Origin of the sequence: Bordetella sp. (genome assembly GCF_051960075.1) — a bacterium.
Lineage (GTDB): Bacteria > Pseudomonadota > Gammaproteobacteria > Burkholderiales > Burkholderiaceae_B > Bordetella.
The window spans coordinates 20,649-41,406 of sequence record NZ_JBQCER010000073.1 but is presented as its reverse complement, the minus strand read 5'-3'; the positions used below and the strand labels follow the sequence as shown (position 1 = coordinate 41,406).

General features: G+C 64.7%; 20 protein-coding genes. 9 read left to right on the top strand and 11 right to left on the bottom strand.

Annotated elements, in window-relative coordinates; genetic code table 11:
* Positions 1-28 precede the first annotated feature (28 nt).
* Entirely contained in the window at positions 29-814 is a 786-nt protein-coding gene (locus tag ACTHJ1_RS12265; RefSeq protein ID WP_440192716.1) for a GNAT family N-acetyltransferase, read from the top strand.
* A 44-nt stretch (positions 815-858) separates the two neighbouring features.
* Here ACTHJ1_RS12265 and ppx read toward each other — a convergent pair whose 3' ends face one another.
* On the bottom strand, positions 859-2,349 hold the full coding sequence (gene ppx / locus ACTHJ1_RS12260) for an exopolyphosphatase (protein ID WP_440192714.1): 1,491 nt from the start codon (positions 2,347-2,349) through the stop codon (positions 859-861).
* Between the two features lie 119 nt (positions 2,350-2,468).
* Between ppx and ppk1 the strand changes: the two genes are divergently transcribed.
* The 5 genes from ppk1 to pstB all read left to right on the top strand — a co-directional run bounded on the left by ppk1 (position 2,469) and on the right by pstB (position 8,567).
* Complete coding sequence (gene ppk1 / locus ACTHJ1_RS12255; protein ID WP_440192790.1) at positions 2,469-4,568, top strand: polyphosphate kinase 1; 2,100 nt, start codon at positions 2,469-2,471, stop codon at positions 4,566-4,568.
* A 162-nt stretch (positions 4,569-4,730) separates the two neighbouring features.
* Positions 4,731-5,777 (top strand): phosphate ABC transporter substrate-binding protein PstS, encoded by a 1,047-nt coding sequence (gene pstS / locus ACTHJ1_RS12250; protein WP_440192711.1) that lies wholly within the window; start codon positions 4,731-4,733, stop codon positions 5,775-5,777.
* 84 nt (positions 5,778-5,861) lie between these two features.
* Entirely contained in the window at positions 5,862-6,881 is a 1,020-nt protein-coding gene (gene pstC / locus ACTHJ1_RS12245) for a phosphate ABC transporter permease subunit PstC (protein WP_440192708.1), read from the top strand.
* A 2-nt stretch (positions 6,882-6,883) separates the two neighbouring features.
* Positions 6,884-7,741, top strand: coding sequence for a phosphate ABC transporter permease PstA (gene pstA, locus ACTHJ1_RS12240; protein WP_440192705.1), 858 nt, complete (start codon positions 6,884-6,886; stop codon positions 7,739-7,741).
* Between the two features lie 46 nt (positions 7,742-7,787).
* Positions 7,788-8,567 (top strand): phosphate ABC transporter ATP-binding protein PstB, encoded by a 780-nt coding sequence (pstB, locus tag ACTHJ1_RS12235; protein ID WP_440192702.1) that lies wholly within the window; start codon positions 7,788-7,790, stop codon positions 8,565-8,567.
* Positions 8,568-8,713: 146 nt separating this feature from the next.
* Here the strand turns inward: pstB and ACTHJ1_RS12230 are convergent, their stop codons facing one another.
* The 4 genes from ACTHJ1_RS12230 to kduI all read right to left on the bottom strand — a co-directional run bounded on the left by ACTHJ1_RS12230 (position 8,714) and on the right by kduI (position 11,988).
* Entirely contained in the window at positions 8,714-9,460 is a 747-nt protein-coding gene (locus ACTHJ1_RS12230; RefSeq protein WP_440192699.1) for a ProQ/FinO family protein, read from the bottom strand.
* Positions 9,461-9,525: 65 nt separating this feature from the next.
* The gene (kdgR, locus tag ACTHJ1_RS12225) at positions 9,526-10,347 is read right to left on the bottom strand and encodes a DNA-binding transcriptional regulator KdgR (protein WP_440192696.1); all 822 of its coding nucleotides are present in this window, start codon (positions 10,345-10,347) and stop codon (positions 9,526-9,528) included.
* A 22-nt stretch (positions 10,348-10,369) separates the two neighbouring features.
* Positions 10,370-11,131: a 2-dehydro-3-deoxy-D-gluconate 5-dehydrogenase KduD gene (gene kduD, locus ACTHJ1_RS12220; protein WP_440192693.1), complete on the bottom strand. Its 762-nt coding sequence runs from the start codon at positions 11,129-11,131 to the stop codon at positions 10,370-10,372.
* A gap of 20 nt (positions 11,132-11,151) precedes the next feature.
* Positions 11,152-11,988 carry a 5-dehydro-4-deoxy-D-glucuronate isomerase gene (kduI, locus tag ACTHJ1_RS12215; protein ID WP_440192690.1) on the bottom strand — a complete coding sequence of 279 codons (837 nt, stop codon included), beginning with the start codon at positions 11,986-11,988 and terminating at the stop codon, positions 11,152-11,154.
* Between the two features lie 297 nt (positions 11,989-12,285).
* Between kduI and kdgT the strand changes: the two genes are divergently transcribed.
* Genes kdgT through ACTHJ1_RS12200 form a run of 3 tightly spaced genes read left to right on the top strand, consistent with a single transcriptional unit; the run spans position 12,286 to position 14,982 of the window.
* Positions 12,286-13,287 (top strand): 2-keto-3-deoxygluconate transporter, encoded by a 1,002-nt coding sequence (kdgT, locus tag ACTHJ1_RS12210; protein ID WP_440192687.1) that lies wholly within the window; start codon positions 12,286-12,288, stop codon positions 13,285-13,287.
* 46 nt (positions 13,288-13,333) lie between these two features.
* Complete coding sequence (locus ACTHJ1_RS12205; RefSeq protein ID WP_440192684.1) at positions 13,334-14,077, top strand: SDR family oxidoreductase; 744 nt, start codon at positions 13,334-13,336, stop codon at positions 14,075-14,077.
* A gap of 59 nt (positions 14,078-14,136) precedes the next feature.
* Positions 14,137-14,982: an ureidoglycolate lyase gene (locus ACTHJ1_RS12200; protein ID WP_440192681.1), complete on the top strand. Its 846-nt coding sequence runs from the start codon at positions 14,137-14,139 to the stop codon at positions 14,980-14,982.
* Positions 14,983-15,015: 33 nt separating this feature from the next.
* On the opposite strand, the gene ACTHJ1_RS12195 is transcribed toward ACTHJ1_RS12200, so the two are convergent.
* Genes ACTHJ1_RS12195 through ACTHJ1_RS12170 form a run of 6 tightly spaced genes read right to left on the bottom strand, consistent with a single transcriptional unit; the run spans position 15,016 to position 20,719 of the window.
* On the bottom strand, positions 15,016-15,933 hold the full coding sequence (locus tag ACTHJ1_RS12195; protein WP_440192678.1) for an SMP-30/gluconolactonase/LRE family protein: 918 nt from the start codon (positions 15,931-15,933) through the stop codon (positions 15,016-15,018).
* A 13-nt stretch (positions 15,934-15,946) separates the two neighbouring features.
* Positions 15,947-16,945, bottom strand: a complete 999-nt coding sequence (locus tag ACTHJ1_RS12190; protein WP_440192675.1) for a Bug family tripartite tricarboxylate transporter substrate binding protein — start codon at positions 16,943-16,945, stop codon at positions 15,947-15,949.
* A gap of 46 nt (positions 16,946-16,991) precedes the next feature.
* Positions 16,992-17,954: a Bug family tripartite tricarboxylate transporter substrate binding protein gene (locus ACTHJ1_RS12185; protein ID WP_440192673.1), complete on the bottom strand. Its 963-nt coding sequence runs from the start codon at positions 17,952-17,954 to the stop codon at positions 16,992-16,994.
* Between the two features lie 36 nt (positions 17,955-17,990).
* Positions 17,991-19,073 carry a cyclase family protein gene (locus ACTHJ1_RS12180; RefSeq protein ID WP_440192670.1) on the bottom strand — a complete coding sequence of 361 codons (1,083 nt, stop codon included), beginning with the start codon at positions 19,071-19,073 and terminating at the stop codon, positions 17,991-17,993.
* 12 nt (positions 19,074-19,085) lie between these two features.
* On the bottom strand, positions 19,086-20,039 hold the full coding sequence (locus ACTHJ1_RS12175) for a hydroxyacid dehydrogenase (protein ID WP_440192666.1): 954 nt from the start codon (positions 20,037-20,039) through the stop codon (positions 19,086-19,088).
* Complete coding sequence (locus ACTHJ1_RS12170) at positions 20,036-20,719, bottom strand: RraA family protein (RefSeq protein WP_440192663.1); 684 nt, start codon at positions 20,717-20,719, stop codon at positions 20,036-20,038. Before ACTHJ1_RS12170 ends, ACTHJ1_RS12175 begins: the two co-directional genes overlap by 4 nt.
* Positions 20,720-20,758: the final 39 nt, after the last annotated feature.

Sequence of the window (20,758 nt, the reverse complement as noted above, 5' to 3'; positions counted from 1 at the left end):
CTGGCGTCCATGAGAGGAGTTCTGCCCAATGCTCGAGTTTGCTCGCATCGATACCCCGGCCGAAGGCAATCAAGCCTGGGCCAACGCCAATACGCGCGGTCTGGCGGTAGGCCTGGCGCTTACGCAGGAAGAAGTCGAACAGATTCAGCGCCTGCGCTACAGCGTGTTCACCGAGGACATGGGCGCGGTCTTCCCGGGTTCGGAAGACGGCCTGGACCAGGATCGCTTCGATCCATGGTGCGAGCACCTGATGGTGCGCGAGCTGGACACCAAGCGCGTGGTCGGCACTTACCGCATCCTCACCCCCGAAAACGCGCGCAAAGCGGGCGGTTATTACTCGGAATCGGAATTCGATCTTTCCGCGCTGGGCGGTTTGCGCAGGCAACTGGTCGAAGTGGGGCGCTCATGCACACACGCCGACTACCGCGGCGGGGCGGCCATCATGCTGCTGTGGTCGGGCCTGGCCGAGTTTCTGCGCCGCGGCGGCTATCGCCACCTGCTGGGTTGCGCCAGCGTCAGCTTGCGCGACGGCGGCGTGACCGCGGCCGAGGTCTGGCGCACGGTATCCGGGCACCTGCGGGATCCGGGCGTGCCTCGCGTCCAGCCGCTGCATCGTTATCCCGTCGAACATCTGGACAGCATGCTGCCTGCGCGCGTGCCGCCGCTCATCAAGGGCTATCTCAAGCTGGGGGCGAGAGTATGCGGCGAACCGGCCTGGGACCCCGACTTCAACGCGGCGGATTTTCCTGTGCTGTTGTCCACCGACCGCATGGACAGCCGTTATCGCCGCCACTTCGGCCTGGAACGCGCGTAGGCGCTGCACGGCCTGCCTGCGGCGCGGCGGGCCGGCCGCGCCGATCAGTTTTCGATCAGGTCGAACGCAAAGCCGACCTTGCGCCATTCCGAGTCTTCTGCGCGCAAGGTGAAGTCGCTCAGCGGATGGCCGGCCAGCCACCTGGCTTGCACCTTTACCACGATGGACGCGCCCTTGACCGATACCGAGAGCGGCAATTGCGGCATGTCCTGTCGTCGGCGCAGCAGCAGCACGGCCAGGCGCAGGCTGAGTATGGCCAGCCATTGCGCGCGGCCGCGCACCAGTCCCTCGACCTTGCCCAGCTTGCCCTGGTGCGCAAGAGCGAGCAGGGCGATCAGCTGCTGATCCGCGCGCGAGAAACCGGGCATGTCGGCGTTCTGCAGCACATAGGCCGTGTGGCGGTGATAGCCGTTGTGGGTGATGGTCAGGCCGACCTCGTGCAGATCGGCCGCCCAGCCCAGTGCGCGGCGCAAATCGGCGTTCTCTTCCTTGTCGCCGGGCAGGACGGAGTCGAAGAAGGCCAGCGCCGTTTCACGTACGCGGCGTGCCTGGCGCGCGTCGACGTGATAGCGCTTCATGAACTGCTGCACCGTTTCGTCGCGCTTGTCGTGCCGGTCGTGGCGGCCCAGCAGGTCGTAGAGCACGCCCAGCCGCAGGGCGCCGTCGCCTGTCTGCATGACGTCGATGTTCAGTTCGTCGAAGAGCGCGATCATGATGGCCAGGCCGCCGGGCAGCACGTCGGAGCGGTCCGGCTTGATGCCGGGCAGTTCTTCGGGAATCACGCGGCCTGCGCGGATGATGCGCTCTTTGAGCTTGTTCATGCCGGTGCGGGTGATGCCGCCCGAAGAAAATGCGCACTCGCCGAGAATGGCGTAAAGCGCCTTGGCCGTGCCGGAGGAGCCATAGGCAGCCTTCCAGCCCATCTTGCGGTACTGTTTGGAGATCACTTCGATCTCGCGGCGCGCCGCCATCTCGGCCTGCTTCATGCGGTGGGCGTCCACCAGCCCGTCGCCGAAGAATTGCCGGCTATAGCTCACGCAGCCCATGTAGAGCGAGTTCAGCAAGCTGGGCTCGAAGCCGCGGCCGATGATGACCTCGGTGGAGCCGCCGCCGATATCGATTACCAGCCGGCGATCGTCCGACGGCGGCAGGGTGTGCATCACGCCCAGGTAGATGAGGCGGGCCTCTTCGCGGCCGGCGATCACGTCGACGGGAAAGCCCAGGGCCGCTTCGGCATCGGGCAGGAAGTCGGCGGTGTTGCGCGCCACGCGGAAGGTATTGGTGGCCACGGCCCGCACCCGGTCGGGCGCGAAACTGCGCAGCCGCTCGCCGAAACGCTCGAGCACGGCGATGGCGCGTTCGATGGCGGGGCCGTCGAGCTGCTTGTCCGGCCGCAGGCCCGCGGCCAGGCGCACGGTCTCCTTGAGTCGGTCGATCTGGTAGATCTGTTCGACGCCGTTTTGCTGGACGACGCGTCCGATAGAGAGGCGAAAGCTGTTGGACCCCAGGTCCACGGCAGCCAGAAGATGATCCATGTGGCGTATCGGCAATGATGAGTGTCGGACGCGATTATAGAGAGCCGGCTCCGACTGGCGGCTTGGTGTGTGCTTGGTTATCCTCATAAATCATGAAACAACGCGAACTCGAAAAAACCATGCAGGAATCGGCAACCATGGCACGAGCCGGGGTCGAACCCCGGTTGTTCAACCGCGAACTGTCGTTGCTCAAGTTCAACGAGCGGGTCCTGTCCATGGCCGAGCACCCCGAGGTGCCGCTTCTGGAACGCCTGCGCTATGTCTGCATCGTCAGCGCCAATCTGGACGAATTCTTCGAGATTCGCATCTCCAGCCTCAAAGAGCAGCAGCGCCTGACGCCGGGCGCGGTCGGCCCGGACGGCATGACGCCCGACGAAGCCTTCGACCGAGTGCAGGCCAAGGCCCATGCTCTGGTCGAACATCAGTACCGCGTCCTCAACGAGCAGATTCTGCCGGGCCTGCAGGCCGAAGGCATCGTTCTGCACCATGCCTCCGAATGGAACGAGGCGCAGCAGCAGTGGGCGCACGAGGTGTTCACGCGTGAAGTCATGCCGCTGCTCACGCCCATCGGGCTCGATCCGGCGCATCCGTTTCCGCGCGTCTACAACAAAAGCCTGAACTTCATCGTGTCTTTGTCGGGAGCCGATGCGTTCGGGCGGGCGGCCTCGATCGCCGTGGTGCAGGCGCCGCGCGCGTTGCCGCGGCTGATCCGCATGCCGCCCGAGCTGTCGGGCCACCCCGAAGGCTACATTCTGCTCACCTCGTTCCTGCGGGCTTTCGTGGGCGATCTTTTTCCCGGCCTGACGATCCACGGCTGCTATCAATGGCGCGTGACGCGCAACAGCGACCTGTTCGTCGACGAGGAAGAAGTCACCAATTTGCGGCTGGCCCTGCAGGGGGAGCTGTCGCAGCGCAATTTCGGTTCGGCCGTGAGGCTGGAGCTGGACTGGGTCATGCCGGCCGAACTCGAGCAGTACCTGCAGCGCGAGTTTTCGCTGACGCAGGCCGACACCTATCACATGCCGGGCCCGGTAAACCTGTCGCGCCTGATGCAGCTGTGCAACACCAACACGCGGCCCGACCTGTTGTTCCCGACTTATCACGCGCCGGTGCCCCCGCCTTTCGACAAGACGCAGGGCAAGCCGGCCGAGCTTTTCGCCGCCATCGCCGAACGCGACCGCCTGTTGCATCACCCCTATCAGTCCTTCCAGCCGGTCATCGACTTTCTCACGGCGGCGGCGGTCGACCCCGACGTCATGGCCATCAAGCAGACCATCTACCGCACCGGCGAGGATTCCGAGCTGATGCAGATCCTGCTGGCCGCAGCCCGCGCCGGCAAAGAGGTGACGGTGGTGGTGGAGCTGATGGCGCGCTTTGACGAACAAACCAATATGAACTGGGCGGCGCGCCTGGAAGAAGTGGGGGCGCACGTGGTCTACGGCGTGGTTGCGCACAAGACCCATGCCAAGATGGCCCTGGTGCTGCGCCGCGAAGACGGGCGGCTGCGCCGCTACGCGCACCTGGGCACCGGCAACTACCACCCCCGCACGGCGCGTCTTTACACCGATTTCGGTCTGCTGACGGCCGATCCGCGCCTGTGCGAAGACATGGACAAGGTGTTCGCGCAGCTTACCGGCCTGGGCGCGCGGCGCGAGCTCAAGTCTTTGCTGCAGTCGCCGTTCACGCTGCATGCCGGCATGATCGAGCTGATCCGCGCCGAAGCGCAGGCTGCGCGGGCCGGCCGCAAGGCCCATATCATGGCCAAGATGAACTCTCTGCTCGAAGAGCAGATTATCGAAGAGCTCTATCTGGCCAGCCAGGCGGGCGTGACGGTCGACCTCATCGTGCGCGGCGTGTGTGCGCTGCGCGCGGGGGTCAAGGGTCTGTCCGAGAACATCAGGGTCCGCTCCATCGTCGGGCGCTTTCTGGAGCACTCGCGGGTCTTCTACTTTCACGCCGACGGCGAGGAAACGGTCTATTTGTCCTCGGCCGACTGGATGGACCGCAATTTCTTCCGCCGGGTCGAGGTGGCCTTTCCCGTGTACGACAAGACGCTCAAGCGACGGGTCATCGCCGAAGCCTTCACCTACGCCCTGCGAGACAACCAGCGCGCCTGGCGGCTGCAGCCGGACGGCGCCTACGTTCGCGCCGTCAACCAGCGCCAACCTTTCGGCTTACATGACTGCCTGATTGAAAAACTAGGGCAAGGCAAGGCTTAAATATTTCTTAAATTTCAATGGGTTAAAGAGAGATTCCCGGGTGTTTTCCCCGGGTTTTTTCTTTTGTGACTGTCATATTCTTGTCACTCGGGGCTTCTAAGATGCCTAGGCTTTCAGCGGAATCGAACTGCCCGCATCCTTCCAACTTATAAGGAATCCACGATGTTCACGCGTGTTTTCAAGCAAGTCACCCTCGGCGTTGCCCTGAGCGCCGCCGTTTTCTCGGCCCAGGCTACCGACATCACCGGCGCCGGCTCCTCCTTTGCCTACCCCGTTTACGCCAAGTGGGCTGTCGGCTTCAAGGCCGCTACCGGCTCCGCCGTGAACTATCAATCGATCGGTTCGGGCGCCGGCATCAAGCAGATCGAATCCAAGACCGTGGATTTCGGTGCGTCGGACATGGCCCTGAGCGGTGCCGAACTCGACAAGAACAACCTGATCCAGTTCCCCGGCGTGGTCGGCGGCATTGTGCCCGTCGTCAACCTGCCCGGCATCAAGCCGGCTGAACTGAAGTTCACCGGCGCCGTGCTTGCCGACATCTACATGGGCAAGATCACCTCGTGGGACGACAAGGCGATTGCCGCGCTGAACCCCGGCGTCAAGCTGCCCCACCAGGACATTCTGCCCATCTACCGTTCCGACGCTTCGGGCACCTCGTTCAACTACACGAGCTACCTGTCCGACGTTTCGGCCGACTGGAAGAGCAAGATCGGCTTCGGCACCGACGTGAAGTGGCCCGTGGGTCAGGGCGGCAAGGGCAATGAAGGCGTGTCCAACCTGGTCAAGCAGTTCCAGGGCGCCATCGGCTATGTCGAAATCGCCTACTCCACCACCAACCACCTGACCTACGGTCTGGTCGCGAACAAGGCCGGCAAGTATGTCCAGCCGACGCTGGAGACCTTCACGGCCGCCGCTGCGAACGCCAACTGGGATGCCGAGCCGGGCATGGGCGTGGTGCTGGTTGACGAGCCGGGCGACAACTCCTGGCCCCTGACCGTGGCCACCTACGTGCTGGTGCAGAAGGTGCAGGACAAGCCCGCCAATGGCGCCGAAGTCCTGAAGTTCTTCGACTACGGCTACACCAAGGGCAAGAAGGACGCCGAGTCCCTCATCTACGTGCCGCTGCCCGACAGCGTGGTCGCCAAGATCCACAAGTCGTGGGAACAGATCAAGGACACCTCGGGCAAACCCGTCTACACCGCCAAGTAATTGCGGATCGTGGAATGTCTTGAGTAAACGGCGCGGGGGCGGGCCATCGGTCCGCCCTTGTGCCGTCTAGCGAAAGGGAAGCTGATGAGTGCGGTACTTGATAATATGCCGGGCGGAACGCGGGTAAATCTTCCCGCGGATGTCACCGTCGGGAAATCTCCCCCCATGAAAAAGCCCAAGTATGCGTTCGCAGATACGCTGTTTCGCAACGCGACGCGCTTCTTTGCCTTCGCCGTGTTCTGCCTGCTGCTGGCGATCCTGATCTCGCTGGCTCTCGGCAGCACGACCACTCTGCACAAATACGGCCTGTCTTTTCTCTGGACCAACGACTGGGATCCGGTGAACAGCCAGTTCGGCGCCCTGGTGCCCATCTACGGCACGCTGGCCACCTCCATCGTCGCGCTCGTCATCGCCGTGCCCGTCTCGTTCGGCATCGCCATGTTCCTCACCGAACTGTCGCCGACCTGGCTGCGCCGCCCGCTGGGCATTGCGATCGAGATGCTGGCCGCCATTCCCTCCATCATTTACGGCATGTGGGGCCTGTTCATTTTCGCCCCGCTGTTCCAGCGCTACGTCGAGCCCTATCTCATCCATGCGCTGAGCCCCATTCCCGGCATCGGCTTCATGTTCAAGGGGCCGGCCTTCGGCATCGGCGTGTTCACGGCAGGCGGCATTCTTTCGGTGATGATCATTCCCTTCATCACCGCCGTCATGCGCGACGTGTTCGAACTCGTGCCCTCCCTGCTGAAAGAGTCCGCCTACGGGCTGGGCGGAACGACCTGGGAGGTCATGTACAAGGTGGTGCTGCCCTACACGCGCATCGGCGTGATCGGCGGCATCATGCTGGGCCTGGGCCGCGCGCTGGGCGAAACCATGGCGGTCACTTTCGTCATCGGCAACGCCTTCCGGCTCGGTTCCCTGTTCCAGCCCGGCAACTCGATCGCCTCGGCACTGGCCAACCAGTTCGCCGAAGCCAGCAATGCCACGCACCGGTCGGCGCTGATCGAGCTCGGCCTGATCCTGTTCCTCATCACCACCATCGTCCTGGCCCTGTCCAAGCTGCTGTTGCTGCGCCTGGCCAAGGGTGAAGGCACGCGGAGCTGAGCATGTCCACTCTCGGCATGAATAACCCCATCTACCGGCGCCGCAGGCGGGTCAACAAGGTCATGCTGACCCTGTCGTTCCTGGCGGTTCTGTTCGGCCTGTTCTGGCTGTTCTGGATCATTGCCACGCTGCTGTACAAGGGCGGCGGCCAGCTCTCCTACACGCTGTTCACGCAAGTGACCCCGCCGCCGGGCTCGCCGGGCGGTCTGATCAACGCGATCGTGGGCAGCGGCTTGATGGCGGGAGTGGGCACGCTCATCGGCACGCCCGTGGGCATCATGGCCGGCACCTACCTGGCGGAATACGGCCGGCGCGGCTGGCTCGCTCCCGCCACGCGTTTCATCAACGACGTGCTGCTGTCGGCGCCGTCCATTGTCGTGGGCCTGTTCATCTACACCGTCTACGTGGCCCAGGCCAAGCACTTCTCCGGCTGGGCCGGAGCGGTGGTTCTGTCGGTGCTGGTGGTTCCGGTGGTGGTGCGCACCACCGACGACATGCTCAAGCTCGTGCCCAACAGCCTGCGCGAAGCCTGCGCGGCCCTGGGCTGCCCCGAGTGGAAGATGATCACCTTGGTGTGCTATCGAGCGGCCCGCTCGGGCATCGTGACCGGCGTGCTCCTGGCCATCGCCCGCATCGTCGGCGAAACCGCGCCGCTGGTGTTCACTGCGCTCAATAGCCAGTTCATGACCTGGAACATGAACGCGCCCATGGCCAACCTACCCATGACCATCTATCAATACGCCATGAGTCCGTACGACGATTGGCAGCGCCTGGCCTGGGCCGGCGCCTTGTTGATCACGCTGCTGGTGCTGGTGGTCAACATTGTGGCCCGCGCCCTGTTCAGCAGACCGAACGTCTGAGGCATCCGGCCCCCGTCGCCCGTTGCTCCTCTTTTCCGGAATCGAAATGGAACATCCCAGTTCAAGCCAAGCCCCCTCCAAGCTGGAAGTCAAGAATCTGAACTTCTACTACGGCAATTTCCACGCGATCCGCAATGTGAACATGTCGATACGCGAGAACAAGGTCACGGCCTTTATCGGCCCGTCGGGCTGCGGAAAATCGACGCTGTTGCGCACCTTCAACCGCATGTTCGAGCTCTATCCCGGTCAGCGCGCCGAGGGCGAAATCATGCTCGACGGCGAGAACCTGCTCACCACCAGCACCGATATCGCGCTGATCCGCGCCAAGGTCGGCATGGTGTTCCAGAAGCCCACGCCGTTTCCCATGAGCATCTACGACAACATCGCATTCGGCGTGCGCCTGTTCGAGAAGCTCAGCAAGGGCGAGATGGAAGAGCGCGTCGAATGGGCGCTGACCAAAGCCGCGCTGTGGAACGAAGTGAAGGACAAGCTGCATCAAAGCGGCAGCGGCCTGTCGGGCGGCCAGCAGCAGCGTCTGTGCATCGCGCGCGGCGTGGCGATCAAGCCCGAAGTGCTGCTTCTGGACGAACCCTGCTCGGCGCTGGATCCGATCTCCACCGCCAAGATCGAGGAGCTCATCGCCGAGCTCAAGGGCGAGTACACCGTGGTTATCGTGACTCACAACATGCAGCAGGCCGCGCGCTGCTCGGACTACACGGCCTATATGTACATGGGCGAGCTGATGGAGTTCGGCGCCACTGACCAGATCTTCGTCAAGCCCAAGCGCAAGGAAACCGAAGACTACATCACGGGTCGTTTCGGGTGATTTGTTTTTTGTTGCGCCGGTTGTTTTTTTGAGTACTTAAAACGCCGGCGACAGGACTGCGGGAATTCCGATGCTCGCCCGGTGGGCGGCCAACCGCGGCCGCGCAAGCGGCGAGCATCGGATTTGCGCAGGGCAGCCTCGGCGGCTTAAGAACCCGAACCAGCAGCGTCGCCGGCTTGAGCCGCGGTAGAAGAGGCGACCGTCATCTCAGCCGCCTCAGGAGCCTGGGCCGAAGAATCCGCGACGGGTGCGGCGGCGTCAGTCGTTGCGGCATCTTGCGGCACAGCCGGCGTTTCCGCTTTCGCCGCAGCCTGCGCCTTCTTGCGCTGCTGGCGCGCCAGGAAGCTGGCATGGCCGGCCTCGGCGGCCGTCACGGTGCCGGCAGGCTCGCCGTTCAGGTCGACCCGCACCGCGTCCTTGCTCAGCGCGGCCCAGTAGCGGCCCACGCTGCACCAGGTGGCGATGGCGGCCTTGATCTCTTCTTCGCTCAGGTGCAGCTTGGCTGCGTGGGCGTAGAGATCTTCCACGATGCCCAGTTTGAGCGCCACGCGCGGAGCCGGTTTCTTGGGGAAGGCCTTGGGGAAGGCGTGCTGCAGGCGGCCGATGGCCACCAGCAAAGGATCGCGCGGCGTTTCCGGCTGCTGCGGCTTGCCTTGCGGCGCAGGGCGCTTGTGACCTTGCGGCTTCTTGCGCGCCTCGTCCTGCGCGCGTCGCGGCTTGCCTTCGGACCGGTCGTCCTTGCGGGCTTGAGCCGGTTTGTCGGCGCGTGGTTTGTCGGCGTCGTTCTTGCCGGTCTTGGCCGGCCTGTCTTGCGTATTCTTGCCGTGGCCATCGCGCGCGGCGCGCTCGGCCGCAAGCTGATCGCGCAGGGCGGCGAGTTGTTCGAATCCCATGAGTGTTTCGCTTCGGTGGAAAATGCCGCCCGGCAGGCGGCCGGGTCGTTCTTGTAGAAGTGCGCCTATTGTATGCGCGTCGGCGCCTGCTCGGATCGATAGCCCAGCCGAGCCGAGACGGCGGCGCCGGCGCGCTTGAGCATTTCGATGTAGAGCGTTCTGGTGTCCGCGCCGCATCGTATGGAAGGGAACGAGATCGACAGTCCCGCGGCGACGAAGCCCAGGCGGTCGAAAATAGGTACGGCCAGGCAGCGCAGGCCTTCTTCCTGCTCCTCGTCGTCTTCGCCGTAACCCTGCTGGCGCACGCTGGGCAGAATGCTAAGCACCGCGTCGGCCGAGGTCAGCGTTCTTGCGGTCAGTTTCTTGAATTCGACGTGCGAGAGAATGTCGCGCGCCTGCTCGGGGCTGCGCCAGGCCAGCAGCACCTTGCCGATCGCCGTGCTGTAGAGCGGATTGCGCCGGCCTATGCGCGACTGCATGCGCAGGCCGTAATCGGCGTCGATCTTGTGGATGTAGATGATGCTGTCTTCGTCGAAGGCGCCCAGGTGCACGGTTTCGCGGGTCTGCTGTGCGATCTGGCGCATGTCTTTGTCCGCTTCGCGCACCAGGTCGACGTTTTCCAGGGCCTGCGCGCCGAGCTCGAACAGCCTGATGGTCAGGCGATAGCGTTCGGTGTCACTTTCCTGCTCCACGTAGCCCAGTCCCCGCAGTGTCTGCAGCAGCCGGTGCACTGTGGTCTTGGACATGTTCAGCCGCTGCGCCAGATCGCTGATGCCGACTGGGCCGCTCTGGCCTATTGCGTCCAGAATGGCGAAAGTCTTGCCGACCGACGCCACGGAATCTGCACCCGTGCCGGCCTGATCTGAATGTTTGGAAGGCGTACCCATGGTGCGCATTGTAGGGTCATGTTCAGCGGGCCAGCCAGCCGCCGTCCACTGCCAGCGTGTGGCCGTGCAAATAATCGGACGCGGCCGAAGCCAGGAACACGGCAGGCCCCGCGAGATCGCCCGGCACGCCCCAGCGGCCTGCCGGAATGCGTTCGAGTATGTCCCGGTTGCGGCGCGCGTCCTCGCGCAGCGCGGCGGTGTTGTTCGTCTCGATATAGCCCGGCGCAATGGCATTGACATTGATGCCGCGCGCGGCCCACTCGTTGGCCAGCAGGCGCGTCAGGCCCAGCACGCCGCTTTTGGCGGCGGTATAAGAGGGCACCCGGATGCCGCCCTGGAACGACAGCATCGAGGCGATGTTGATGATCTTGCCGGGGCCGTCCTGCGCGATGAACTGTCGCGCCACGGCCTGCGAAAGAAAGAACACGCTCTTGAGGTTGACGTCCAGCACCGCGTCCCAGTCCTCTTCGGTGAAGTCCAGGGCGTCGTTGCGGCGGATGATGCCGGCGTTGTTGACCAGAATGTCGATGCGTCCGTATGCCTGCACCGTGTCGCGCACGATGCCGGGAATGGGCGCCGTGCTCGAGAGGTCGGCGCGCAGGTCGAGATAGCGTCGCCCGGCGGCCCGCACCTGCGCGCCTGTCTTGTCCGGCGCGCTGCGGTTGACGCCGGCGACGTCGCAGCCGGCCCGCGCCAGCGCCAGGGCAATGGCCGCGCCCAGGCCGGTATTGCAGCCGGTGACCACCGCGACCTTGCCGTTCAGATCGAATAGGCTTGCGTTCATGGTGTCTGCTCGGCGCCTCGTCAGCGCAGGTCCGCGGTCGCGATGTGGTCCATGTCGCTGTATGTCTGGTTTTCGCCGACCATGCCCCAGATGAAGGTGTAGGCGTGGGTGCCCACGCCGGAGTGGATGGACCAGCTCGGCGTGATCACCGCCTGTTCATTGTGGACCAGGATGTGCCGCGTTTCGGTGGGTTCGCCGACCATATGGAAGACGGCGGCATCGGCGGGCAGATTGAAATAGAAATACACCTCCATGCGGCGCTCGTGCGTATGGCAGGGCATGGTGTTCCACAGATTGCCGGGCTCGAGCCGCGTCATGCCCATGGAGAGCTGGCAGGTGGGCAGCACTTCGGGGACAAAGAATTTGTGGATCGTGCGGCGGTTGCTGTGGGCAGCGGCGCCCAGCGTGTCGGAGACGGCCTGCTCCAGCGTGACGACGCGGGTCGGATAGGCGGTGTGCGCCGGCGCGCAGTTCAGGTAGAACTTGGCGGGGCGCGACGGGTCTGCGCTGCCGAAGGTCACCGAGCGGGCGCCCTGGCCGATATAGATGGCCTGCTCGCTGCCCACGGCGTGGCGGGCGCCGTCCACCTCGACCCACCCCGGGCCGCCGATATTGATCGCGCCCAGTTCGCGGCGTTCGAGCAAATATCCGACGCCGATTTCCTTGCCCAGCGCCGGCGGGATTTCCACGGGCTGCGTTTGCGGCCATGCGCCGCCGACCATGATGCGGTCGATGTGGCTGTACGTAAAGCGCAAGCCGTCGCGGTCGAAAACCTGCTCGACCAGGAACTGCTTGCGCATGCCGGCGGTGTCGAGCGTTTTTGCGTGATCGGGATGGATATTCTGGCGGACGTCCATGCGTCTCTCCTGGTGGGGGGCGCCGATGCGCGCCGGCGTCGGGCGTTGCGTTGCGGCGATTAAATCATGTATCGCTTTTTTTCGGAACAATAGTCCGAATTCATATGTCTGCAATGTGTCGATTCGCACCATATCGGTATTTCTTGCGCTGCAGCAATGAGAAAATGAATAATCAGCCCGTATATTTTATTGGAACGATGTTCCGTAATCATGATAAATTGCCCGGCACAAGCACGCGGCAAAGACGTGCGCCACCGACATACCGGGACCTTCGCAGTCCCCCGAGGAGACAGATTCATGAACATCAAAAAGGCCGTGGACCGCATACCCGGAGGGCTGATGCTGGTCCCGCTGCTGCTGGGCGCCGTCGTGCATACCTTCGCGCCCAAGGCAGGCGCGTATTTCGGCTCTTTCACCAACGGACTGATCACGGGCACCGTGCCCATCCTGTCGGTCTGGTTCTTCTGCATGGGCGCCACCATCGATTTGCGCGCGACGGGCACGGTGTTGCGCAAGTCGGGCACCATCGTGGCCACCAAGGCGCTGGTTGCCTGGCTGGTCACGCTGGTCTGCACGTATTTCATTCCTGACGAAGGCATCAAGACGGGGCTGTTCGCCGGCATGTCCATCCTGGCCATCACTGCGGCCATGGACATGACCAACGGCGGCCTCTATGCCGCCGTGATGCAGCAATACGGCACGAAGGAAGAAGCCGGCGCCTTCGTGCTCACGTCGATCGAATCCGGGCCGCTCATCAGCATGCTCATTCTGGGCGCCACTGGCGTGGCCAGCTTCGACGGCCGTCTGTTCATCGGCGCGGTGCTGCCTTTCGTCATCGGCTTCGTGCTCGGCAACCTGGACAAGCAGCTGCGCGAGTTGTTCGGCAGCTGCGTGGTCGCCCTGATCCCCTTCTTCGGCTTCGCGCTGGGCTGCGGCATCGATCTGGCCGTGGTGTTCAAGAGCGGCCTGCCCGGTGTGTTCCTGGGCCTGGCGGTGATCGTCGTCACCGGCATCCCGCTCATCCTGGCCGACAAGTGGATCGGCGGCGGCAATGGCGCGGCGGGCCTGGCGGCCTCGTCCACGGCCGGCGCGGCGGTCGCCAACCCGGCGATCATCGGCGAGATGATTCCCAAGTTCAAACCTCTGGTGCCTGCCGCCACGGCCCTGGTCGCCACGTCCTGCCTGATCACCGCGATCCTCGTGCCCATTCTTACCGCCATGTGGGCGCGCCGTTTCGGCGGCTACCGTTCGCCGCAGCAAGACATGGCCACGACCACGCCCGCGGTCGTGCATCACTGAGGTCCGTACCCGCCTTCGATTCAACGCTACACAGGAAGCAAGCATCATGTCGCAACGATTGGCCGGCAAGACGGCCGTGATCACCGCGGCGGGCCAAGGCATCGGCCGGGCCTGCGCCGAGCGGTTCGCCAGCGAGGGCGCCCGCGTCATCGCCACAGACCTGCGCATCGACGCGCTCGCCGGCCTGCCGGTCCAGGCGCGCACGCTGGACGTGCGCGACGCCGCCGCCATCGCGGCGCTGGCCGCGGAGCTGGGGCCGGTCGACGTGCTGTTCAATTGCGCCGGATTCGTGCATGCCGGCTCCGTTCTGCAAGCCAGCGACGAAGACTGGGACTTCGCCTTCGACCTGAACGTCAAGGCCATGTACCGCACCATCCGCGCCTTTCTGCCGGGCATGCTGGCCAAGGGCGGCGGCTCCATCATCAACATGTCCTCGGCGGCATCGAGCATCAAGGGCGTGCCCAACCGGTTCGTGTACAGTGCCTCCAAGGCCGCCGTGATCGGCCTGACTAAGTCGGTCGCGGCCGATTTCGTCGCGCAAAAGGTGCGCTGCAACGCCATCTGCCCGGGCACGGTCGCCTCGCCCTCGCTGGAGCAGCGCATCGTCGAGCAGGCCGCTGCGCAGGGCACCAGCGTCGAAGCCGCCCGCGCCGCGTTCGTCGCCCGCCAGCCCAGGGGCCGGCTGGGCGAGCCGCACGAGATCGCCGCGCTGGCCCTGTACCTGGCCAGCGACGAATCCGCGTTCACGACCGGCCAGACGCACGTCATCGACGGCGGCTGGGCCAACTGATTTCGAGCCGCGCGCGCTGCGCGTTCGCAACTCATAGTCTGCAAGAAGGAAAAGCAAAGATGAAATTGATGCGCTACGGGCCCAAAGGCCAAGAAAAACCCGGCCTGCTCGATGCTCAAGGCCGTATCCGTGACCTGTCCGGCGTGGTGGCCGATATCGACGGGGCCGTGCTGGACGCCGCGAGCCTGGCCCGCCTGCGTGCGCTCGATACGGCTTCGCTGCCGCTGGTCCAGGGCAATCCGCGCATCGGTCCCTGCGTGGGCAGCATCGGCAAATTCATCTGCATCGGCCTGAACTACGCCGACCATGCGGCCGAATCGAATCTGCCCGTGCCTGCCGAACCGGTCGTGTTCAACAAATGGAACAGCGCCATCAGCGGCCCCAACGACAACATCGAGATCCCGCGCGGCTCGCAAAAAACCGACTGGGAAGTCGAGTTGGGCGTGGTGATCGGCAAGCCGGCCAAATACATCACCGAAGCCCAGGCGCTGGATCACGTCGCCGGCTATTGCGTCATCAACGACGTATCCGAGCGCGAATGGCAGATCGAGCGCGGCGGCACCTGGGACAAGGGCAAGGGCTTCGACACCTTCGGCCCCATCGGTCCCTGGCTGGTCACCGTCGACGACGTGCCCGATCCGCAGAACCTGGGCCTGTGGCTCGAAGTCGACGGCCATCGCTACCAGAACGGCAATACCCGCACCATGGTGTTCACCGTCGCCAAGCTGGTGTCCTACCTGTCGCAGTGCATGAGCCTGCAGCCGGGCGATGTCATTTCAACCGGCACGCCGCCGGGGGTGGGCATGGGCGTCAAACCCAGTCCGGTGTACCTCAAGCCGGGTCAGACGGTGCGCCTGGGCATCGACGGGCTGGGCGAGCAGACGCAGAAGACGGTTGCGGCGTGATGCATCGGCGCAGGCGACATGCCTGCGCCGGCCTTAGCGCAAGCGCGCCAGAGGCAAGCCCGGGGCGGGCGCTTCGGCCTTCAGGATCGAACCCGAGACCGACTCGGTGCAGTACAAGGTGCGCCTGCCCTCGCCGCCGTAAGCAATGTTCGTCGTGGACGTGCCCTTGGGGCTGCGCCACACCACGATGGGTTCGGCGCGCGCATTGAGCAGCCACACATAGCCCAGGCCGGGATTGGCGACGACGACGTTGCCTTGCGCGTCCACGGCCAGTCCGTCCGGACCGCTGGGGCCATAAGACGTGAAAAACTGGCCGACCTTGCTGACGCTGCCATCCGGCAGCAGCGGCACGCGCCACACGCAATTGCCGCGCGTGACGGCCAGGTAGAGCACCCGTTCGTCGGGCGACAGGGCGACGCCGTTGGGGCTGGGCACGTTGTCGAGCAGCAAGTCGAGCTGCCCGTTCTTGCGCAAGCGATAGAGGCGTCCGCTGGGATCGTGCAGTCCGCTCTGGCCTTGATCCGTGAAGTACAGATTGCCCGCGCTGTCGAAGACCAGATCGTTGACGCCCTTGAAGCGTTCGCTGTTGCGGCGCTCCAGATAGGGCTCCACGCGTCCGGTAGCCACGTCCAGCAGCATCAACCCGTTCTTGTAGTCGGCGATGAGCAGCCGGCCGGCTTCCAGGAATTTCATGCCGTTCGGTTCGCCGTCGTATTCGGCCACCAGCGTCCACGCGCCGGCGGCGTCGATGCGGAATATGCGCCCCCACGGAATGTCCGTCACGTACAGATTGCCGGCATCGTCGAACACCGGTCCTTCCAGGAACGAGTCCGCCGCGATGCCGCCGCGGTTGGCGTCGGCCCAGGCGCTGCGCTGCGGCCGGCGGAAAGACTCCGGCATTTCGGAGAACACCGAGAACGCCTGGATCTGAGGCGCATTGAGCAGGAACATGAAGCGTCTCCGGTCAGCGTTTTTCGAAGCCGATCGCCTGGGCCACCTTGGACCACATGGCGCCGCTGTCGCTCAGTCTATGCGCAAAGGCCTTGGAATCGACGTAGCGGGGATCTGCGCCCATCTTCTGCGCGAACGCATGCATGTCGGGGGCGGCCATGGCCTTGGCGATCTCGCTTTGCAGGCGCTGCATGACTGCGGGCGGCGTGCCTTTGGGCGCCCAGAGCCCCGTCCAGTTGACGACGCCGTTGAAGTTTTTCACGCCTGCCTGCGCAAAGGTCGGCACCTTGGGCAGTACGGCCAGGCGCGTGTCGCCGCTGACCGCCAGGAGGCGCAGATTGCCGCCTTGCACCGGGCCCATGATGCCGGTGGTCGAAGCGAACTGAAAGTCGATGACATGGCCTAGCAGCGCCTGCGTGGCCTCGGCGGCGCCCTTGAAAGGGATGTGCATGAATTTCACGTTGGCGGCGAGCGCCAGCGCTTCGGCGGCAAAGTGGGGCGTGGTGCCGGGGCCGCCCGAGCCGAACTTCAGGGTGCCCGGCGCGGATTTGGCCTTGGCCAGCAGATCGCCCAGCGTTTTATAGGGGCTGTCGGCGTTGACCGCGAGGGCCATGGGTGCAAAGAGAAAGGCCGCCACGGGCTGCAGATCGCGGTGGGGATCGAAAGGCAGCTTCTTGAAGATATAAGGCAGCAGCGAATAGGTCGTGTCGTTGGCCACTAGCGTGTAGCCGTCAGGTTCGGACCGTGCCACCTGGCTTACGCCGATGGTGCCGGTGGCGCCGGGCTTGTTCTCGACGATGAAGCTCTGGCCGGTCTGTTCGGTCAGTTTCTGCGCGATCTTGCGCGTGGCTACATCGACCGCGCCGCCGGGTCCATAAGGAACGATGATGCGCACGGGGTGCGCAGGCCATTGCGCCTGAGCATGAGCCATGCAGGCGCTCAAGGACAGGGCCGCGGCGCCGAGCAGCGTGGCCAGTTGCTTGACAGGGTTTGCAACGATAGGGGATTTCATTGATTTGTCTCCATCAGATTATTAGACAGGTTGATCGCCGGCGCGGCTATTCGACATGCAGATTCAGATCGTGCGCCAGGCTTTTGTATTCATCGATCTCGTGGGCCAGCCGTGCCTGGAACTGATCGCCGCACGTATGCTGCGGCTGTAGTCCGAGCCGGTTGAGCGTGTCTGCCGTCTTGGGGTCCTGCGCAAAGTCGGTGGCCGCGCGGATCAAGGCCTGGCGCGCCGCGTCCGGAATGCCGGCCGGTCCTAGCACGCCGTACCAGGCTTCGGCGGTATAGCCCTGCACGCCTGCCTCGGCGAAAGTCGGCACCTGCGGCAACTGCGGCAGGCGCTGAGCCGTTGCCGCGGCCAGCGCCGTGAGCTTGCCCGATTGCAACTGGGGCAATACCGAGCCCAAGGTCGCTATCGAGCTGTCGACCTGTCCGCCCATGAGGTCGGAGATGGCCTGGGACGCGCCTTTATAGGGGATGTGCGTCATCGACGTGCCCGTCAGCCGCAGGAAGCGCTCGGTGTCGAAATGGCCGGAACTGCCGATGCCGGGTGTCGCGAACGTATGCGCACCCGGCCGTGCCTTGAGCTGCGCGATGAAATCGCCCAGGGTCTTGACTGGCATGGAAGGGCCGACCACCAGGACGGACGGGCTGCTGGCCACCGAACACAGCGGCGTAAAGGAGCGCAAGGCGTCGAACTTGATCCGGCCGCTGTAGAGCGCCGGAAGCATGGCGTGATTGGTCGCGCCGAACAGCAAGGTATAGCCGTCTGCCGGAGATTGAGCGACGAATTGGGCCGCCACGATGGTGTTGGCGCCTGGCATGTCTTCGACGATGAAGGCCTGGCCGAGCTCGTGCGAGGCATGGGCCGCGAAGGCGCGCGCCACGATGTCGGTGGGGCCGCCCGCCGAGAAGCCGACGATGATGCGCACCGGCTTCTCGGGATAGGCGGCCGTGGCGGTCTGGGCAGATAAGGCCAGGATCGCGCCTGCTAAAGCAGCGAGTATTTTCACGATGTCTCCTTTCTTTGTAGGTTTGCTTGCTGGGAATCAAACGGTGGCAATGGGGGTGGTGGGCGATCCTGCCGCGCCCGGCAGGCGCAGTGGCGGGGCAGTGAGCAGGAAGCGGTTGCGGCCGTGCGCGCGCAGCCAGCGCGCCAGCGGGGTCAGCCACCACAGCTCGCCCAGGTGAATGCCGTTCTTGAACAGGCAATGTTCATGCAGAGGCAAACGGGGGCCGCGCATGGGCTGTCCTTGTGTGCCGAACTTGACGGCCTGGAGCAGTTCGACGGCGGGGTTGTCGCTGATCAGGCAGGCCAGTCGTACGTCGACGATCCAGTCCAGCAGGCGCGCGTCGCTGCCGTCCAGACCGCTGCCGGTGGCATGCAGTCGTGCGACGTCCGGCTGCCGGTTCATGGCCATCAAGGTATCGCCGAACCCGGTATGCAGGCACACCATGTCTCCGGGCTCGACGGAGATGGCATCCGCATCGAGGATGCGCATGAGCTCGTCGTAGCCCACCGCGTGCCGTTTGCGTCCGACGTGGTGTTCCAGGTCGATCAGCACGCCGCAACCCTGTACGCCATGTTCGGCGAGGTTCTCGATACCCAGGGCGCCGGCATTCGGCCCCGGAAAGCGGGCCCAATCGGCGACGGCATCGGGGTCTTCCGCCGCGGCCCGCACGTGCTCGTCCGCGCGAAAGCCGTTGTAGAACACGGCTTCGGGTGCGCCGTCGCCGTCGGCGTCGAAGCGGCTGCCCATATGAGCCAGGCTGTCCCACTGCGTGGAGTACTGCGTGTTCATCAGCAGCACGTCGTCGCAGACCACGTCGGTCAGTGCTTCGTCCTCGCTCGCATACGACCAGCAAAAGCCTTGCGCGCCGGCGCTTTTGCCGTCGCGCAGCGTGGAAAACCGTTGCGCGGGAATCCGTCGCGGATTGAGCTGCATGCCGCCCGGCACGTCCAGCGGCAGCGACAGGCAGAACGTCAGTCCTTCGCGTACCTGGGCAACGCCTTGCAGAACCTTGCTGCGATCGACGAGATTCATGCGCCCGCGCTGATCGTCGGGGCCGAACTCCCCCCAATGGCTTTTGGGAGGCGCCTGCTTCCATCGTCGACCCGTGTTCGCCGTCATGGCCGTCTCCGCTCAACCTTGCTTGGCTGTCGACAGCACGGCCAGCGCATTCTTGGCCGCTGCGACGCCCATGTTGACGTAGGCTTCCTGCGTGACGCCACCGATGTGCGGGCTGAGGAGAATGCCGGGTTCGTTCTGGAACGGATGCCCGGCCGTCATTGGTTCGACGGCGAAGCTGTCCAGCCCCGCGGTTTTCACCTGCCCGGACCGGATCGCGTCCAGAAGCGCTGCCTCGTCGATAAGACCGCCGCGAGCGGTATTGACGATGATCACGCCGCGTTTGCATTGCGCCAGCGTTCGCGCGTCGAGCAGATTGCGATTGGCCTCGGTAAGAGGGCAGTGCAGCGAAATGGCGTCGGCTTCGCGCCAGACAGTGTCCAGATCGACCTGGCTTATATAGCTCGGAAGATCGGTCGCATAAGGGTCGTAGCCGATGACGCGCATATCTATGCCGTCGGCCATGCGCGCCATCTTGCGGCCGATGGCGCCCAGCCCGACGAGGCCTAGCGTCTTGCCGGCCAATTCGGTGCTCTTGTGCGTGGCCTTGTCCCAATGGCCGCCGTGCATGCGGGCATTGAGCGTCACGATCGACTTGGCGCAGGCCAGCAGCAGCGCCACGGCCTGTTCGGCCACGGCGGCGGCATTGGCGCCGGCCGCCGCCACGACCTCGATACCGCGTGCTGCAGCGGCGGCTTTGTCTATCGTGTCGGTGCCGCTGCCGTGCTTGGAAATGACTTTCAGCGACGGCGCCGCGTCCATGGCGGCGGCGCCCACCTTGCTGTAGCGCACGATGATCCCAACCGGGTCGTGCGTTTTGCAAAGCGAGACGATGTCCTGCTCGCTGGGAGTCTTGCCGGCATAGACGACGTCGTAATCGCTTAGCAACTGCAGCGCCTGCGGCGCCAGATCGGCGGCGGTGACAAGAATGGCGGGCTTGCCGGCGCCGGCATGCGGCGATGCGCTCACAGCGTCTCCCCCTCTTTGAGCACGCCGGCGGCGCGCAGCGCCGATCCCAGCCATTTGGCCGCAGTGTCTCCGTTCTTGATGGCGGCGATGCGCGCGGCTTCGTCCTTGACCTTCTTGTCGGCCAGGGGCAGCAGCCCGGCGATCTTCTCGCGCTCGACCACCACCACGCCGTCGTTGTCGCCGACGATGAAGTCGCCGGCATGGACGGTGACGCCGCCGACGGTCACCGCATGGCCGATGCGCCCGCCGATGTTCTTGGTGGGTCCGTTGGGATTGGTCCCGGCGGCGAACACCGGGTAGTCCATCTCGATGATTTCCAGGCTGTCGCGCGCCGCGCCGTCGATCACCACGCCGGCCAGGCCCAGCTGCTTGCACGCGGTCATCATGATGGTGCCCATCAGCGCCGAGCTGAGGTCGCCCTTGCCGTCGATGACCAGCACGTCACCGGGCTTGGCCAGCGAGATCGCGGCGTGGATCATCAGGTTGTCGCCCGGCCGCACCTCCACGGTCAATGCCGTGCCCGCCAGTTTCATGGAGGGGTGCAGCGGCCGGATGCGGCCGTGCAGCGCGCCGCGCCGGCCCGCGACATCGGCCAGAATGGCGGGCTGAAATTGCGCGGCCTGCGCGACGATGTCGGCGGGAACCCGCGCGAAGTTTTTAATAATGTCTGAGTTGCTCATATCGAATCCTGATTCGCAAATAAAAGCTGGAAGGTAAGC

Bases quoted from the DNA above. Each gene is read 5' to 3' on its own strand.
- ACTHJ1_RS12230 (WP_440192699.1), bottom strand. From the start codon at position 9,460: ATGGGATTCGAACAACTCGCCGCCCTGCGCGATCAGCTTGCGGCCGAG.
- ppk1 (WP_440192790.1), top strand. From the start codon at position 2,469: ATGCAGGAATCGGCAACCATGGCACGAGCCGGGGTCGAACCCCGGTTG.
- kdgR (WP_440192696.1), bottom strand. From the start codon at position 10,347: ATGGGTACGCCTTCCAAACATTCAGATCAGGCCGGCACGGGTGCAGAT.
- ACTHJ1_RS12200 (WP_440192681.1), top strand. From the start codon at position 14,137: ATGAAATTGATGCGCTACGGGCCCAAAGGCCAAGAAAAACCCGGCCTG.
- kduI (WP_440192690.1), bottom strand. From the start codon at position 11,988: ATGGACGTCCGCCAGAATATCCATCCCGATCACGCAAAAACGCTCGAC.
- ACTHJ1_RS12195 (WP_440192678.1), bottom strand. From the start codon at position 15,933: ATGTTCCTGCTCAATGCGCCTCAGATCCAGGCGTTCTCGGTGTTCTCC.
- kdgT (WP_440192687.1), top strand. From the start codon at position 12,286: ATGAACATCAAAAAGGCCGTGGACCGCATACCCGGAGGGCTGATGCTG.
- pstB (WP_440192702.1), top strand. From the start codon at position 7,788: ATGGAACATCCCAGTTCAAGCCAAGCCCCCTCCAAGCTGGAAGTCAAG.
- ACTHJ1_RS12170 (WP_440192663.1), bottom strand. From the start codon at position 20,719: ATGAGCAACTCAGACATTATTAAAAACTTCGCGCGGGTTCCCGCCGAC.
- ACTHJ1_RS12265 (WP_440192716.1), top strand. From the start codon at position 29: ATGCTCGAGTTTGCTCGCATCGATACCCCGGCCGAAGGCAATCAAGCC.
- pstS (WP_440192711.1), top strand. From the start codon at position 4,731: ATGTTCACGCGTGTTTTCAAGCAAGTCACCCTCGGCGTTGCCCTGAGC.
- ACTHJ1_RS12180 (WP_440192670.1), bottom strand. From the start codon at position 19,073: ATGACGGCGAACACGGGTCGACGATGGAAGCAGGCGCCTCCCAAAAGC.
- kduD (WP_440192693.1), bottom strand. From the start codon at position 11,131: ATGAACGCAAGCCTATTCGATCTGAACGGCAAGGTCGCGGTGGTCACC.
- pstA (WP_440192705.1), top strand. From the start codon at position 6,884: ATGTCCACTCTCGGCATGAATAACCCCATCTACCGGCGCCGCAGGCGG.
- ppx (WP_440192714.1), bottom strand. From the start codon at position 2,349: ATGGATCATCTTCTGGCTGCCGTGGACCTGGGGTCCAACAGCTTTCGC.
- pstC (WP_440192708.1), top strand. From the start codon at position 5,862: ATGAGTGCGGTACTTGATAATATGCCGGGCGGAACGCGGGTAAATCTT.
- ACTHJ1_RS12190 (WP_440192675.1), bottom strand. From the start codon at position 16,945: ATGAAATCCCCTATCGTTGCAAACCCTGTCAAGCAACTGGCCACGCTG.
- ACTHJ1_RS12205 (WP_440192684.1), top strand. From the start codon at position 13,334: ATGTCGCAACGATTGGCCGGCAAGACGGCCGTGATCACCGCGGCGGGC.